This window comes from bacterium (assembly GCA_019912885.1).
Lineage (GTDB): Bacteria > Lernaellota > Lernaellaia > JACKCT01 > JACKCT01 > JAIOHV01.
In genome coordinates, this window is record JAIOHV010000045.1 from 31,780 (window position 1) to 46,161 (window position 14,382).

The following is a 14,382-nucleotide window of genomic DNA, read 5'->3' on the forward strand; positions in this document are numbered from 1 at the left end:
TCACCTATTTATTGGGGCCGCCCTTCGGTCTTCCGACGGGCAGCGGGCGTAATCGTCGGTTGAGGGTGGATTCGATTTTGGAGAGAAGGGAATCGGACGCGAGGGGTCGTCCGGTGTGCGTGCTCAGGCGCATCTTCGCAATGAGTTCGGGGTCGTCGTGTTCGGTCAGCCACGCCTTCCAGTCGCTACCGGCGGATCGGCGCGCCCATTCGTCGAAGTCAAGCACGTGGCGCGGATCCTCGCCCTCGCAATGCGCGTTCGCGCTCGACCACGGATACGTCCACGGGACGCGCGTCATCTTCGCGCGGACGGGATTGCGTTCCACGTAACGCAGCGCCGCCCACGCGTGCGGGCGGTCGAGCGGGCACGAAAAAAAGCGGTTTTGCCAAATGTGGCCGGTTCGCCCATGCAGACGATTGATCGTCATGGCGTAACGATAGTGCGTGCGGCCCATCGCTTTCGCCAGGCCGGCGGCGTTCTCGGGTATGACGATCAGGTGGACGTGGTTCGTCATCAGGCAGTAGCCCATGACCGCGACGCCGAAGCGCCGCGTCTCCGCGCGTAGCAGGTCGAGATAAATCTCGCGGTCGGCGTCCGTGAAAAAAACGTCCTGCCGGTTGTTGCCGCGCTGCGTGACGTGGTGCGGCAAGCCTTCGATGACGATGCGCGCGAGACGGGGCATGGCGCGATGCTGCGACGGATCGCAGGGAGGGTCAAGAAAAAAATAGGTGACTGTCCCCTATTAGGGTCTCTTTTCGCTGACGGCGGCGCGCGGCGTGCCGTCAAACGATTTGCGCGATTTTCGTGGGCTTCTCGACGGCGACGGCTCATGGTTTGATGGGCGTCGACCCGATTCCCCTTGACGCCGCTACTGCTGCTGGGCAACGTAACCCCGCGAATTTGGCCAAATGCCCAGCGGAGACGCATGTCGACGAACGAGAATCCATCTCCGACGACCTCGCAACTGCTGGAGCTTTACCAGACGCTCTTCCAGGAGCTGCCGATCGGCATCGTCATCCTGGAGCTTCCGAATCCCGATGACGCCGCCTCGCTTGTCATGCTCGGGTTCAATCCTGCCGGGCGGAAGATCGCGCGCTCCTACGTTCCCGAGGATCTCGAAGGGAAACGGCTCGCGGACCAATTCCCCAACGTGTTTGAAACCGTGCTGCCCCGGAAGTGCGTCGAGGCGATCCGCACGGGGCGCGCCCTGCAGATCGGCCTGATTCCCTACCGGCACGCCGGCTCGCCGGAGGGAACCTACGACGCGGCCATCGTTCCGCTTCCCAAAAACCGCGTCGCCGTGATGTTCACCGACGTGAGCGACCGCATTCAACGCGAGGAAGAAGCGCGCGTCGCGGAATCGCGGTACCGGACGATCTACGAGGCCACCGGCGTCGCGATCTTCGAGGAGGATTTCACCGACGTCTTCAAGGAAATCGAGAAGCTCCGCGCGACCGGCGTCATCGACGTCGCGGGGTATTATGAAAAGCACGAGATCGAACTTCGGGATGTCCTTTCACGGATCCGCGTGCTCGATGTGAACGCCGCCGCGCTCACGCTGTTCGAGGCCGCCTCCAAGGAAGAGCTGCTCGCCTCGCTCGACAAGGTCATGACGCCCGTGGCCTATCCCTCGCTGCGCGAGCAACTGGCGGCGTTCGCGCGCGGGGAGACGAGCTTTCGCACGCAGGCGCCGCGCGGCACGTTGCGCGAAAATACCGTGGAGATCATCACCACCGTCACGCTCTACCGCGAGCGCGACAACACCGTCCACGCCGTCGGCAGCATGGTGGACGTCACCGCCAAGGTGCGCGCCGAACGCGACCTGTGGCGCAACAACCTGTTCCTCGAGTCGATCATCGAGAACATCCCCGACATGATCTTCATCAAGGACGCCAAGAAGCTGCGTTTCGTGCGTTTCAACAAGGCCGGCGAGGAGCTGCTGGGATTCGATCGCCGCGAACTGATCGGCAAGACCGACTTCGACTTCTTTCCCAAGGATCAGGCCGAATTCTTCACGAACAAGGACCGCCAGGTTCTCCTTGGCGAACGCATTCTCGACATTCCCGAAGAGCCGATCCAGACGCGCCTGAAAGGCGAGCGCTGGCTGCATACCAAGAAGATCCCGATCAAGACCGAAACCGGGCGGCCTTTGTTTCTGCTTGGCATCTCGGAGGACATCACCGAACGCAAGATGGCTGACGCCGAATTGCGAAAACGCACCGAGGAGCTCGCGGCGTCGAACCGCGACCTGGAGCAGTTCGCCTACGCGGCGTCGCACGACATGCAGGAGCCGCTGCGGATGGTCGCAAGCTACACGCAACTGCTGGCCCAACGTTACGAGGGGCAGCTCGACGAAAAGGCCGATCAGTACATCCGCTACGCGGTGGACGGCTCCAAACGCATGCAGCAGCTTATCAACGACTTGCTGAGTTTCTCTCGCGTCGGAACGCGCGCGCGGCCGCCGGAGCGCGTCAACACATCGGTCGTGGTCGATCGCGCGCTCGAGAATCTGGCCGGCGCGATCCAGGAATCGGGTGCCCGAGTGACGCACGACGACCTGCCGGATGTCGTGGCCGATCGCGAGCAACTCGTGCAGCTTTTCCAGAACCTGATCGGCAATGCGATCAAATTCCGCCGCGACGAGGCGCCGCGCGTGCACGTCGCCGCTTCGCCGGGTGACGGCCACTTCGAATTCACGGTCAAGGACAACGGCATCGGCATCGCGGCGGAGCATCTGGAAAAAATCTTCGGCGTGTTCCAGCGCCTGCATAGCCGCGGAGATTATCCGGGCAGCGGCATCGGCCTTGCCATCGCCAAAAAGATCGTGGAACGGCATGATGGGAAAATCTGGGTGGAATCGACCCCGGGAGAGGGAACGGCGTTTCATTTCACGCTGCCCGCGCCGGACGCAGAAAGGTAGGCCCGCATGGTGAGCGCCCCGATCGAAATCCTGCTTGTCGAGGACAACCCCGCGGACGTGGACCTGACGCGCGAAAGCCTGTCCGCGAGCAAGATCAGCAACAATCTCTCCGTCGCGCCGGACGGCGAGGAGGCGCTGAAATTCCTGAATCGCGAGCCGCCCTACGAATACGCGCCGCGGCCGGATCTGATCCTGCTCGACCTCAACCTGCCGCGAAAACACGGCAAGGAGGTGCTGGCGGAGATCAAGGGATCGCCGACACTGCACATGATCCCGGTCGTCATCCTCACGTCGTCCGACGCCGAGGCCGATATCCTCAAGAGCTACGACCTGCACGCCAACTGCTTCATCACCAAGCCCGTTGACCTCCATTCCTTCACGCGCATCGTGCATGCGATTGAGTCGTTCTGGTTCGCGGTCGTCAAACTCCCTTTCCGATAGACCGACCGCCGGGGACGCGCGCGCCCCTATCGCCTTGTGCGTCCGAGGGAGCGACGATACGATCTTTCAAATGCCAAGGAAGCGGCGTGGATTCGAATACGCAATCCAGTTTCGACGCGGGCGCGTTTGCCGGGGCGGTTAACCGATCCGCGAGCGCGATGCCCCGGCGTTTTGCCGATGCGTTGCTCGTCGTTCCGCCGACCGGCCTTTATCGTCGTGATGATCGCTGCCAGAACCGCGTCGAAGAACAGACCGTCCGGGTCGTCCTGCCGCCGCTGGGGCTCGCTTACGCCGCCGCGTTTCTGCGCGAGGCGGGCGTTTCCGTGCGCCTTCGGGATTTCCCCGCCGAGCGGGGCGGGTGGGCCGATTTTCTCGACGAGCTGACGGCGCCGGTCGATCTGCTCGTCGTCCAGGCTTCGGCGCCCACGATCGCAGGCGACTATCGCGCGTTCGTGTTGGCCCGCGAGCGGCATCCCGCGATCGCGACGCTGGCGCTGACATCCATCTTCGCCGAAAACGCCGCGTCATTTCTTGAGGCGCACCCCGCCGTGGACGCCGTCCTGCGCAGCGAGGCGGATCGCGGACTGTTTGACCTCGGAAGCGGCGTCGATCCGGCCGACATCCACGGCCTGGCCTTTCGGCGGGATAGCGAGATCCGCGTCAACCCGTTGCGCCGGGAGCGGATCGATTTCTCGTGCCATCCGCCGCCGGCGCGCGATCTGTTCCGAAACGATCTCTACCGTTCGCCTCTCAGCGGCCGACGGATGACGATCGTCGAGACGAGCCGCGGTTGCCCGTTCAAGTGCGTGTTTTGCCCGGCGCACACCTTGTCCGGAGGTCGCCTTCAGCAACGTCCCGTGGAGGCCGTACTCGACGAAATCGCTTCCTGCGTCCGGGACTTCGGCATTCGCGAGTTTCTTTTCGAGGCCGACACATTCACCTTGGACCGGCCGTGGGTGATGAACTTTTCGCGGCGGATCCGGGAATCCGGTCTTGATATCGCCTGGGCGGCAAGCACGCGTCTTGATTCTGTCGACGAAGGGATGTTGCGCGCGATGAAAGACGCCGGCTGTTATTCGCTTGGTTTCGGCATTGAAAGCGGTAACGACGAGCATCTGCGCCGTATGCAGAAAAACCTCAGCGCCGCGCAGGTCCGGGCGGGCATCGCGCTTTGCAAACGCGTCGGCATTCGCACGCACGCGTTTTTCGTCATCGGCCTGCCGTGGGACACGAAGGAGTCGATCGCGGATACCTTCCGCTTCGCGCGCGAACTCCGTCCGGATTTCACCGACTTCAACATCGCGTTTCCCATTCCGAATACCGAGTTTCGCGACCAGGCGATCGACGAGGGCCTTGTCGAATCGGCGATCAGCGATCGGGGATACTCCGACTCGCCCGTTCGCACGCGAACGCTCTCGCACGCCGATCTCGTCAGGATGCGGCGCTCGATGCTTCTGTCAATGTACCTGCGCCCAGGCTACGTGTGGCGGACGCTTCGTCGCGAGGCGACCTCGCCCGCGCGACTGGGGCGCGTGTTCGCGGCGGGCGCGCGGCGTCTCGCGCAGCTCGTCTCGATATGACCGCCTTATCGAGCCAGGTCCAGCCGCCTTCGGTCGATCCAGTCCTCCGTCACCGCGCTTGCATACCGGGTTCGCACTGTTTCGATCAGGCGCGTAAGAAAGCGCGACTTGGCGGCGACCGAAATGAAACCGTTGGCGTAAAAACGCATGTCCGGAGTCTGGTGCGCGATTGCAGGCTCGGCGAAATCGGTCAGGTGAAACAGCAGCGTCATGCTCGACGCGCGCCGGGCGAACCAGGCGAATGAGCGATCAAAGTAGGCGCGCGAAAGATAAAAAGCATAGCAGGGGTGAAATGGCGGCAGAAACGACCCGACGCGCGGAAGCGGGAATTCGATGAAATCCACACCCTCAAAAGGTTCGAACGGAACGTACGACACATGCGCGAATCCCATCCGCCGGCAAAACCGCTTGTTCGCGAACATCGACGAGTCATAGTCGTAACCCGCGTCCCGCACGATTTCCAGCGACTCGCGGTCGAGGGAGTAGCCCGGAAAACGAAATCCGCGCACGGGGACGCCGAGCGCATCCTCGATGCGCGCCCTGGACCCCGCGATCTCCTCTCGCCTGTCCCGCATGGCCAGGCCGGCCAGCAGCGCATGGTTCATGCTGTGGCTCGCGATGCGATGTCCGGCGTCGCGCGCCTGCTCGATCACACGGCGCTTGAACGGATCGCCGAGATCCCGCGCGACGATGAAAAACGTGGCGGTGATATTCCGGGAGGCGAAAAACTCAATCGCGCCGGTGATTCCGGTTTCGAAAAACCGGTCGCATTCCGGCGGGCGGTGACGCCGCCGGAACTCGTAGATCGACTCCAGGCTGTCGACATCGACATGACACCAGAACGGGCGATCGTCGGTGACGGTCACTCGAAACGGACGGCGCCGGGTGACGTTGGCGGCGCGGCGGGCCGCCGACGTTGCACACCGAACCCCAGACGGCGAAAGACCTCGCCCATCGGAATCTCCGCGTGTGTCCGCCCGGATGTGCCCGGTGCGTGCATGGGGGGCGGCTGGACCAGAAGCAATCGCTTCATAAGCATGGTCTCTCGCGGTAAGGGCCCCAGCCCTGGCCGGCGCCGAACCGGTCGCAAAACGAAATAAGACGGGTAAGCGGATTAAATCACCCGTCGCGGAAAACGGTCAAGCAAGGCAGCTCCATCGCATTTCGGCGAGGGTCGCGACCACGTCTCCGATGGAGCCTCGCAACGCGCGCCATGCGACCGGCTCATGGCGGAGGCGCTGTTGTGGATTTTTCGAGGCGTTCGAGAAGGGGCTTGAAATCAAGGCGCCACGCGCCGGTCAGGTCGGCAAGCTCGATCCAGCCGCCCGGCCCGATGGCGATTCCATTGCTGCGAAAATATTGCCCGGGCAAGCCGATCTTCGCGCGTTCGACCACCTCCCGGGTATCGAGATCAAGGACGGTGACGATGCCGGCGTGGTAATGGCCGACGAAAAGCAGGCGATGTTCACGGTCGATGGCGAGTTTGCGCGCCCCGCCGCCGACACGCACGCGATCGACGATGCGAAGATCCCGATCGAAGACCGCCATGTCGCGAGACGCCGGCAGGGCAAGCCAGACCAGACCCGTGATTTCGTCCACCGCGATGTCCTGCGTCAGGAGGCCGACGTACTGCTGCGCGAGCACGATCTGTCGCTCGGCGGATACGACGCCCACGTACCCCCCCAGAATCAGCGTGGAATAATAAACGCGATCGTCGCCAGGCGCGTGACCGACGCCGTACACGAGCCAGGGAAGCCCGATCATTCGCCAGGTATCGTCCGCCAGATTGTACGTGACCAGTTGACCCCCTTCACAAGTCATGAAGATGCGCCGGCCCGGCTCGTCAACGGTGAGCGTCATCGGCGTCTGGCATCCGGGCTCCGGGACGTGGTCGGTCGCCTCGCCGTATCGAAATATCGTCAGCCTCGGCTCGTCGTTCTCGGATGCGCTGTTGGCGATGTAAATAGTCTGGCCGTCCGAGCCGAGCTCGGCGTTTTCCGCCGGAGTCATGTCCCCGCGTTTCGTCCAGGACCGTCCGTCGAAATAGACCGGATGCCGACTGTCGCGGCGCAGCACGAGCGTCTCGCCGGACCTGGTGACGACGAAGTCGTAGCACGCGATCCCGGAAATTTTCTGGGGATTGGCGTCGACCGCCGCGGCGCGCAGAAGGGCGCGGTCCGCGATCGGGGAAAACAGCCCGAACACCACCAGCGGAACGACAAACGCACGCCGGGCGACGCGATGATGAACGATGGTCGCCATGCCGGCGAACCACGCCAATCCGAATACGAGCGCCGCCCACGCGAACCACGCGCAAGCCAGGAACCAGAGTCCCAGGCCGAGCGTCGAGAACGTCAGGACCAGAACGTTGTCGACGGCACGAAAAAAGCCGGCCGCAACCATGCGCGGCAGAAAGGTCGCGACGACGACAAACAGCAACAGCGCGGCCATGATCACGATCCGGGCGACCGCGGCGTCGATCGGGCCGATCGAGGGGATATTGTTGAAAACCGCACCGAAGAACATGCCCGAAATCATCGGCGGAATCACCATCAACGTGTCGAGCACGTACAAGGTATGCCGTTTCCCGAGTAAGAAATCCTCGATGATGACAAGACCGGGCATCGCGGCCAGCGCGACGCTGAACGCGAACAACACGCGGTGCGTTTTCGCGAGTCTCGCGACGATGCTCGTGAAGGAGCGGCGCAATACACATCCTCGCGTCGGATCACCGGCAAACAATGGCGAAACGGAAGGCTATCACAATCCGTACGGCGATCGTAGAAAAGCGCTTCTCCTCGCCGATTGCTTCGCCGCGCGCCACGAACCAGAATGCCGCGCCATGAGTTACCGCATTTTCTGGCCGATCCTCGCGATGCTGCCGCCGGAAACCGCGCACGGGATCGCCGTCGCGGCGTTGCGAGTCGCGTCGGCGGTCCCCGGCGCGCGAGGGCTCCTTGCGTCGGGCGCGCCGACCGAGGCGCTTGCCGTCGATACGCTGCGGCTGCACTTCCCGACACCCGTCGGTCTGGCAGCAGGTTTCGACAAGGCCGCGAGCGCGTATGGCCCCTTGGCGCGTCTGGGGTTTGGATTTGTCGAGGTCGGTACCGTCACTGCGCTGGCGCAGCCGGGCAATCCCCGGCCGCGCCTGTTTCGCCTCCCCGCGGATCGCGCGCTCGTCAACCGCATGGGCTTCAACAACCCCGGCGCCGCGGCCGTCGGGAAACGATTCGCACGCCGCGGCGCGGGCGTGGTCGGCATCAACATCGGCAAATCGAAGGCGACGCCGCCCGAGCGCGCGGCGGAGGATTACGCCGCGAGCACGCGTCTTTTGGCGCCGCACGCGGACTATCTGGTCGTCAACGTCAGCTCGCCGAACACGCCCGGCCTGCGCGATCTGCAGGCGATCGACGCGCTGCGGGAGATCATGACCGCCGTGCGCAAGGCGGCCGGCGAAGCGCGTCCGGGCGAGAGGTCGCGATTGCCGCTGCTCGTCAAGATCGCGCCGGATCTGACCGACGAGGACGTGGAGGCGGTCGGACGATTCGCGCTCGACTTTCCGCTCGACGGGCTGATCGCGACGAATACGACGATCGCGCGCGGCGGGCTCGCGACACCGGCCGAGCGCGTCGCGAAATGCGGAGCGGGCGGGCTGTCCGGCCCGCCGCTGGCCTCGCGTTCGATGCAGGTGCTTCGAATCCTGCGCCGCGTGGTGGGCGACAAGGTCACACTCGTGGCCTCCGGCGGCATCGAAACGGGGCGCGACGCCTTCGAGCGCATCCTTGCCGGCGCGTCGCTCGTGCAGATTTATACGAGTTTCGTCTACGCCGGCCCGCGCGCGCCGGTGCGCATCGCGAACGAACTTCTCGCCGCGGCTCGCGACGCGGGATACGACCGCGTCGCCGACGCCATCGGCAAGGGCGCGTAGCGGATCGTCCCCGCAATCAAAAAAAGGCCGTCGCGGCTCGCGACGACCTTTCCGTCATTCCGTGTCTGTCGGCCTTCCGGCGTCGTCGTCAGTTTTCCGGTGTGTCGACCAGAACCGATTTCAACCGGCCGCGCTCGAGCTGCGGAATCTCGTCGAATTTGAGCCCGAGCGAGAGTCCGGCGTCGCCGCTGTGCAAGTGAACAATGTTGCCCGAAAGGTTCGAGCCTTGAAGCGGGCCGTCGTCGAACGCAAGCGTCAGGCGATACGCCTTGGTCGGAATCGAAAGCGTCGCGCTGCCGTGCATCATGATGCGGGCGCCGCCGTACGACAGATCCGCCAACTCGCCCTGGTACGGGCCGTACTGCGTGCCGTTGGCGATCGTAAACCGCAACGGCGACTTGAAACGCAGGCGCTCGTGCGAGCGGCGCATCGGCGTTTCCCGCTCGAGCAGATCCATCGGGATCGACTGTTCGATCATGAAGGTGCGCAAGCTGTTGATGGGAATGCGGCGGTCATTGCTGAACGGAAGGCGAAATCCCTTGATGATGCCTTCGTCAAACCACCGGATCACGGTATTAATGTTGATATCGAGCAATCGCGCGACTTCGCCGGTCGTAAACACCTTTTTGCCCGAAATCGCTTTCACGGAATGGCCATCCTTTTTTCGGGGACTCATGGGGCGCCACCTTCTTTATTTTGAAAAATTCCGCTTATCCAAAAAATGCACGCCTATTGACTAACCTAAACCGATCCCTTTTCGCAAGGTCTAAAATCGTCAAAAGTCATTAATCCGCGATCATCGTCACCGCACCCTCGCTCGCCGGATGCACCAGGCGGGCGTATTTGCCAAGGACGCCGCGCGTCTCGACCACGGGTTTCCGCCAGGCGGAGCGGCGCTTGGCGATCTCGTCGTCCGAGACATGGAGATGTAACGATTTTTTCCCGGCATCGATGGTTATTTCGTCTCCGTTTTTTACGAATGCGATCGGCCCGCCTTCCGCCGATTCCGGACATACATGTCCCACAACCAGGCCGTGCGTGCCTCCGGAAAAACGTCCATCGGTAATGAGTCCCACGCTTTCGCCGAGTCCCCGGCCCACAAGCGCCGCCGTCACCGCAAGCATTTCGCGCATCCCCGGCCCGCCGACCGGCCCTTCGTTGCGGATCACCACCACGTCCCCCGCGCCGATTTCATTCTTTTCGATCGCCGCGAAGCACGCCTCTTCGCCGTCATAAACGCGCGCCGGTCCGGTGATCGACGTTTTCTTCAATCCGGCGATCTTCGCGACCGCGCCGTCAGGCGCGAGGTTCCCGCGCAACACGACAATGTGCCCGGTCGCGTGCATCGGGTTGTCAAGCGGCCTGATGACATCCTGCTCGCACGCATACACCGAACGCACGCCCTCGTGATTTTGCGCCAGGGTTTTGCCGGTCACCGTCGGCGCGTCGCCATTCATCAAGCCCGCGTCGAGCAGCGCGCGGATCACCGCCGGCGTGCCGCCGACGCGGTGCAGATCCCACATCACCCAGCGCCCGCCTGGTTTGAGATCGGCCAGATGCGGCACGCCGCCGCCCAGGCGGTCGAAATCGTCGAGCGAAAACCCGACGCCCGCCTCGCGCGCGATCGCGAGCAGGTGAAGAATGGCATTCGTCGATCCTCCGAGCGCGAGCACGAGCGTGTAGGCGTTTTCGATCGCACGTTTCGTGACGATATCGCGCGGGCGGATCTGTTCGTCGATGAGCGCCGGCAGGAGCTTGCCCGCGAGGAACGCCTCGCGTTCCTTGGCCGCGGACACGCCGGGTCCGCTCGCGTCGTAGGGCAACGACATCCCCATCGCCTCGATCGCGCTCGCCATCGTGTTGGCGGTGTACATGCCGCCGCACGCGCCGGGGCCGGGGCACGCGCACACCTCGATGTCGTGCAGCGTCGCATCGTCGATCGTGCCGGCCATGCGCTGCCCGACCGCCTCGAAGATGGAGACGATGTCGATCTCTTCGCCCGAACCGCCGATGCCGGGAAGGATGCTGCCGCCGTAGACGAAGATCCCCGGCTTGTTCATGCGCACCATCGCCATGACGCACCCGGGCATGTTCTTGTCGCAGCCGCCGAAAGTCAGCACACCGTCGTGGTTCATGCCCGCGGCGACGACCTCGATCGAATCGGCGATCACTTCGCGGCTGACGAGGCTGTAGCGCATGCCCTGATGCCCCATCATGATGCCGTCGGAGGCCGTCGGCGCGCCGAACACCTGCGGCACGCCGCCGCCGGCCCGCACGCCCTCGCGCGCCTTGAGCGCAAGCCGGTCGATGTGCGCGTTGCAGGGCGTGATGTCGGAATAGAGGTTCGCGATGCCGATGATCGGCCGCGAAAAATCGTCATCGTGAAAACCGACGGCGCGCAACATGCCGCGATTCGGCGCGCGGCCGATGCCTTCGGTGGTCAGCTTGCTGGGACGCGTGGCGTCGGACACGAATTCTCCTGCGTACGGCGCATGGCCAGGGACCGGGATTCTTTATGCAAGGTATTTAATCGGATCAGGGCAATGTCACAAGACCGAATCGTGCCGTGGCGATATTCCCCCGCGGATAAAGCATTTCCCGCGCGCGTCGCACTGGAATCGGCCGGTGCCGCGGCCGGTCGGGCGCGAACGCGGACATTGGGTCAAAGCGGGAAATGGCGTCGCTTTTCTTGCCGCGCCGGATGTCCATAATGGCCATGATGTCGATGATGTCCATTCGGCGCGGGCATCGGATAGACTGATGACCTCGATAGCGGCGCGCGAATCCCGACCCCGCGCCGGCCATTCGTTTCCCGGGGAGGAATCCGCTTGATCTCGATCCGCCTTGCCACTTCGGCGCGCCTGTTCGCGCTCCTGACCTGCGTGTGCGCCTTGACCGCCGTTGCCGTGGGGTGCTCCTGCGGCGATGACGATGACGACGACGATGGAACAGGCGATCTGCCGGCCGTCGATGACGACACCGCCAACGGCGACGATGACAATTTCGACGACGACACCGCCGATGATGACGATATCGATGACGACGACGCGGACGATGACACGTCCGACGACGACAACGACGACGACGCGGACGACGACACCGGCGACGACGACACCGATCCCGGCGACGCGATCGAGCCGACGGCCGGATTCCTCTCGCGCTGTGAGGATTGGTTGCAGGATTGCTTTGACGTCGAAGGGCCGCCGAACGGCGACAACCACGGCCAGGTCTGCCGACTTGCGATCGGCGGCGAGATGGACATCGACGCCGTCGAGGCGCAGCTCGATCGTGCCTGGGCGCGCGAGGACACCGTCGATTTTTCGCTGACGAGCATCATGCGCATGATGTACCTCTACGCCGACAGCCCGCATTTCCCCGCGCAACTCCAAAGCGACATCACCGACGCGTTTCTCGGTTTCAAATACTGGCCGGACGAGGGCGGGCCGGACTCCACGATCTTTTGGTCGGAAAACCACGAGATCCTCTACCTGGCGCTCGAACTGCTCGCCGGGCAGATGTGGGAAGACGAGACCTTCACGAATGCCGGCCTCACCGGAACGGATCACATCGAAAAGGCCACGGCGCGCCTTCACGACTGGATGGACATGCGTTTTGCCATCGGCATGACGGAGTGGCATTCGAACGTCTATTACAACGAGGACGTTCCCGCGCTTTTGAATCTCTACGACTTCGCCGAGGACGAAACGATCCGCGAAAAGGCCGCGATCCTGCTCGACCTGCTTGCGTTCGACATGGCGATCAACTCCTATCGGGGTTATCTCGCGACGACGCACGGCCGCACCTACGAGGACAAACTCATGGGCCGCGGCTCCGACAGCATGCGCACGCTGCAATACGTGTGGTTCGGCACCGGCGGCTACAACCCGGGCTCGCATTTTTCGGCCGGCGGCGCTTGCACGAGCGACTACGTGCCGCCTCTCGTGTTCGAGGGCCTGGCGAATGACGACAATTATCCGATTCTCAACCGCCAGCGCACGGGCATCGACGTGCTGGACGGCCCGGACTACGGCCTGACCTACGACGATCCCGACGACGTGATGTTCTGGTGGTCGATGAGCGCCTACATCGCGCCGGAGGTCGTGCAGGGTACGCTCGCCACGATCGACGCGTGGAACCTGTGGGACGGCTATTTCTCGTTCATCGATTTCCTCGAACCGCTCGCGCTCTGGCCGATCTGGGAGCCGATCGCGCGCCTTGTCGAGCCGATGGCCTACGGCACCACGCTCGAAAGCGTGAACACCTACACCTGGCGCACGGCCGACGGCCAGGTCTCGAGCGGCGTCGATTACAACAAGGGATACTGGGCGGCGCAGCAGCACATGTGGAACGTCACGCTCGACCGCGACGCCACCGTGTTCACCACCTATCCCGGTGGCCTGGAGGACGACTACGCCGCCGGCGACTGGACCGGCGGATGGCTGCCGCGCATTGGGCAGATCGAAAATGTGCTCGTCGCGATCTACGATCGCGAGACGATCGACTTCCTCGAGGACATCCTCTTCAAGGACTACACGCACGCCTACTTTCCGAAAAACGCGTTCGACGAGTGGGAGCAAAACGGCAACTGGATCTTTGGCAAAAAGGGCGATGGCTACATCGCGCTGTGGTCACGGACGACACCGGCGTTCGCCGATACGGGACCGGAAGCCGAATACGAACTGATCGCCGACTCGTTCAACAACGTGTGGATCATGGAGTTCGGGCGCGCGGCCCAGTTCGGTTCGTTCGCCGATTTCAAGACCGACATCCTCGCGGCGGCCGTCTCGGTTAACGGCGACCTGGATGTGAGCTACGACTCGCCGACGCAGGGTCTCATCACCTTCGGCTGGGACGATCCATTCGTCGCGGGCGGCGACGCGGTTGACCTCGGGCCGTATCCGCGTTTCGACAATCCGTACGCGCAAACGCCCTGGGGCGCGGAGGAGATCGTCATCGCGTTTGGCGGTGACGAGTTGCAGCTCGAATTTGATCCCCCGCGCCGGCGGCTGTTTCTCGCGGATTGACGGCGAACGGCTTGTCGGGCCCCGGTCGTCCCTTGTAGCTTGTGGACTCCCCGCGCGGGGGACCGTATTCGGTTTCGCGGAGGCGGTGTGGCGCCAAGCATCCTCATTATCGACTTCGAACAAAACGACCTCGTGCGCATGACGAACGCGCTCGCGCAGGCGGGATACGTCGTACGTACCGCGCTGCAATCCGCGGACGGACTCGACCTGTTCCGCGAATTCGCACCGGATCTCGTGTTCGTCAATGTGCTCATGCCCGGCACGAACGGTCCGCAGGTCTGCGATCGCATCAAGGATCGCTCGCGGGACACCGCGGTTTATTTCGTGTCCTCCATCGCCACCGGATCCCTCGGGCCGATGCTCCGCAAGTCCCGCTCCGACGGCGCGCTGAAAAAGCCGCTCGATCCCGCGAAGCTCGTGGAGATCGCCGAAAAGCATATCGGTCCCGGCGATCCCGAATTGGTCCGGCAGCATCGCGAGCGCGAGGCC

General features: G+C 63.6%; 12 protein-coding genes. 6 read left to right on the top strand and 6 right to left on the bottom strand.

The genetic code is table 11. The features are described from left to right. Positions 1-4: 4 nt before the first annotated feature. Positions 5-682 (bottom strand): transposase, encoded by a 678-nt coding sequence (locus K8I61_03620; protein ID MBZ0271098.1) that lies wholly within the window; start codon positions 680-682, stop codon positions 5-7. 243 nt (positions 683-925) lie between these two features. Here K8I61_03620 and K8I61_03625 point away from each other — a divergent pair, with 243 nt between their 5' ends. From K8I61_03625 to K8I61_03635, 3 genes are all read left to right on the top strand, one after another. Then, positions 926-2,920 carry a PAS domain-containing protein gene (locus tag K8I61_03625; protein ID MBZ0271099.1) on the top strand — a complete coding sequence of 665 codons (1,995 nt, stop codon included), beginning with the start codon at positions 926-928 and terminating at the stop codon, positions 2,918-2,920. A 6-nt stretch (positions 2,921-2,926) separates the two neighbouring features. Continuing rightward, positions 2,927-3,361: a response regulator gene (locus K8I61_03630; protein ID MBZ0271100.1), complete on the top strand. Its 435-nt coding sequence runs from the start codon at positions 2,927-2,929 to the stop codon at positions 3,359-3,361. 86 nt (positions 3,362-3,447) lie between these two features. Then, entirely contained in the window at positions 3,448-4,941 is a 1,494-nt protein-coding gene (locus tag K8I61_03635) for a B12-binding domain-containing radical SAM protein (protein ID MBZ0271101.1), read from the top strand. A gap of 5 nt (positions 4,942-4,946) precedes the next feature. Here the strand turns inward: K8I61_03635 and K8I61_03640 are convergent, their stop codons facing one another. Next, complete coding sequence (locus K8I61_03640; GenBank protein MBZ0271102.1) at positions 4,947-5,807, bottom strand: polysaccharide deacetylase family protein; 861 nt, start codon at positions 5,805-5,807, stop codon at positions 4,947-4,949. Between the two features lie 358 nt (positions 5,808-6,165). Then, positions 6,166-7,650, bottom strand: a complete 1,485-nt coding sequence (locus K8I61_03645; protein ID MBZ0271103.1) for a hypothetical protein — start codon at positions 7,648-7,650, stop codon at positions 6,166-6,168. 133 nt (positions 7,651-7,783) lie between these two features. Here K8I61_03645 and K8I61_03650 point away from each other — a divergent pair, with 133 nt between their 5' ends. Next, entirely contained in the window at positions 7,784-8,869 is a 1,086-nt protein-coding gene (locus K8I61_03650) for a quinone-dependent dihydroorotate dehydrogenase (GenBank protein MBZ0271104.1), read from the top strand. An 88-nt stretch (positions 8,870-8,957) separates the two neighbouring features. Here the strand turns inward: K8I61_03650 and K8I61_03655 are convergent, their stop codons facing one another. From K8I61_03655 to K8I61_03665, 3 genes are all read right to left on the bottom strand, one after another. Beyond that, positions 8,958-9,515: a PilZ domain-containing protein gene (locus K8I61_03655; protein MBZ0271105.1), complete on the bottom strand. Its 558-nt coding sequence runs from the start codon at positions 9,513-9,515 to the stop codon at positions 8,958-8,960. 139 nt (positions 9,516-9,654) lie between these two features. Then, positions 9,655-11,340, bottom strand: coding sequence for a dihydroxy-acid dehydratase (gene ilvD / locus K8I61_03660; GenBank protein MBZ0271106.1), 1,686 nt, complete (start codon positions 11,338-11,340; stop codon positions 9,655-9,657). A 64-nt stretch (positions 11,341-11,404) separates the two neighbouring features. Further along, complete coding sequence (locus K8I61_03665) at positions 11,405-11,605, bottom strand: hypothetical protein (protein MBZ0271107.1); 201 nt, start codon at positions 11,603-11,605, stop codon at positions 11,405-11,407. Between the two features lie 92 nt (positions 11,606-11,697). Here K8I61_03665 and K8I61_03670 point away from each other — a divergent pair, with 92 nt between their 5' ends. Both K8I61_03670 and K8I61_03675 read left to right on the top strand, forming a co-directional pair. Next, positions 11,698-13,893, top strand: coding sequence for a hypothetical protein (locus K8I61_03670; GenBank protein MBZ0271108.1), 2,196 nt, complete (start codon positions 11,698-11,700; stop codon positions 13,891-13,893). Between the two features lie 87 nt (positions 13,894-13,980). Continuing rightward, the coding region (locus K8I61_03675; protein MBZ0271109.1) for a response regulator at positions 13,981-14,382 on the top strand (402 nt) is incomplete at its 3' end.

What these genes read in the sequence shown, in the direction of transcription:
- K8I61_03620 (MBZ0271098.1), bottom strand. Translation starts at nt 682, where the DNA reads ATGCCCCGTCTCGCGCGCATCGTCATCGAAGGCTTGCCGCACCACGTC.
- K8I61_03625 (MBZ0271099.1), top strand. Translation starts at nt 926, where the DNA reads ATGTCGACGAACGAGAATCCATCTCCGACGACCTCGCAACTGCTGGAG.
- K8I61_03630 (MBZ0271100.1), top strand. Translation starts at nt 2,927, where the DNA reads ATGGTGAGCGCCCCGATCGAAATCCTGCTTGTCGAGGACAACCCCGCG.
- K8I61_03650 (MBZ0271104.1), top strand. Translation starts at nt 7,784, where the DNA reads ATGAGTTACCGCATTTTCTGGCCGATCCTCGCGATGCTGCCGCCGGAA.
- K8I61_03665 (MBZ0271107.1), bottom strand. Translation starts at nt 11,605, where the DNA reads ATGGACATCATCGACATCATGGCCATTATGGACATCCGGCGCGGCAAG.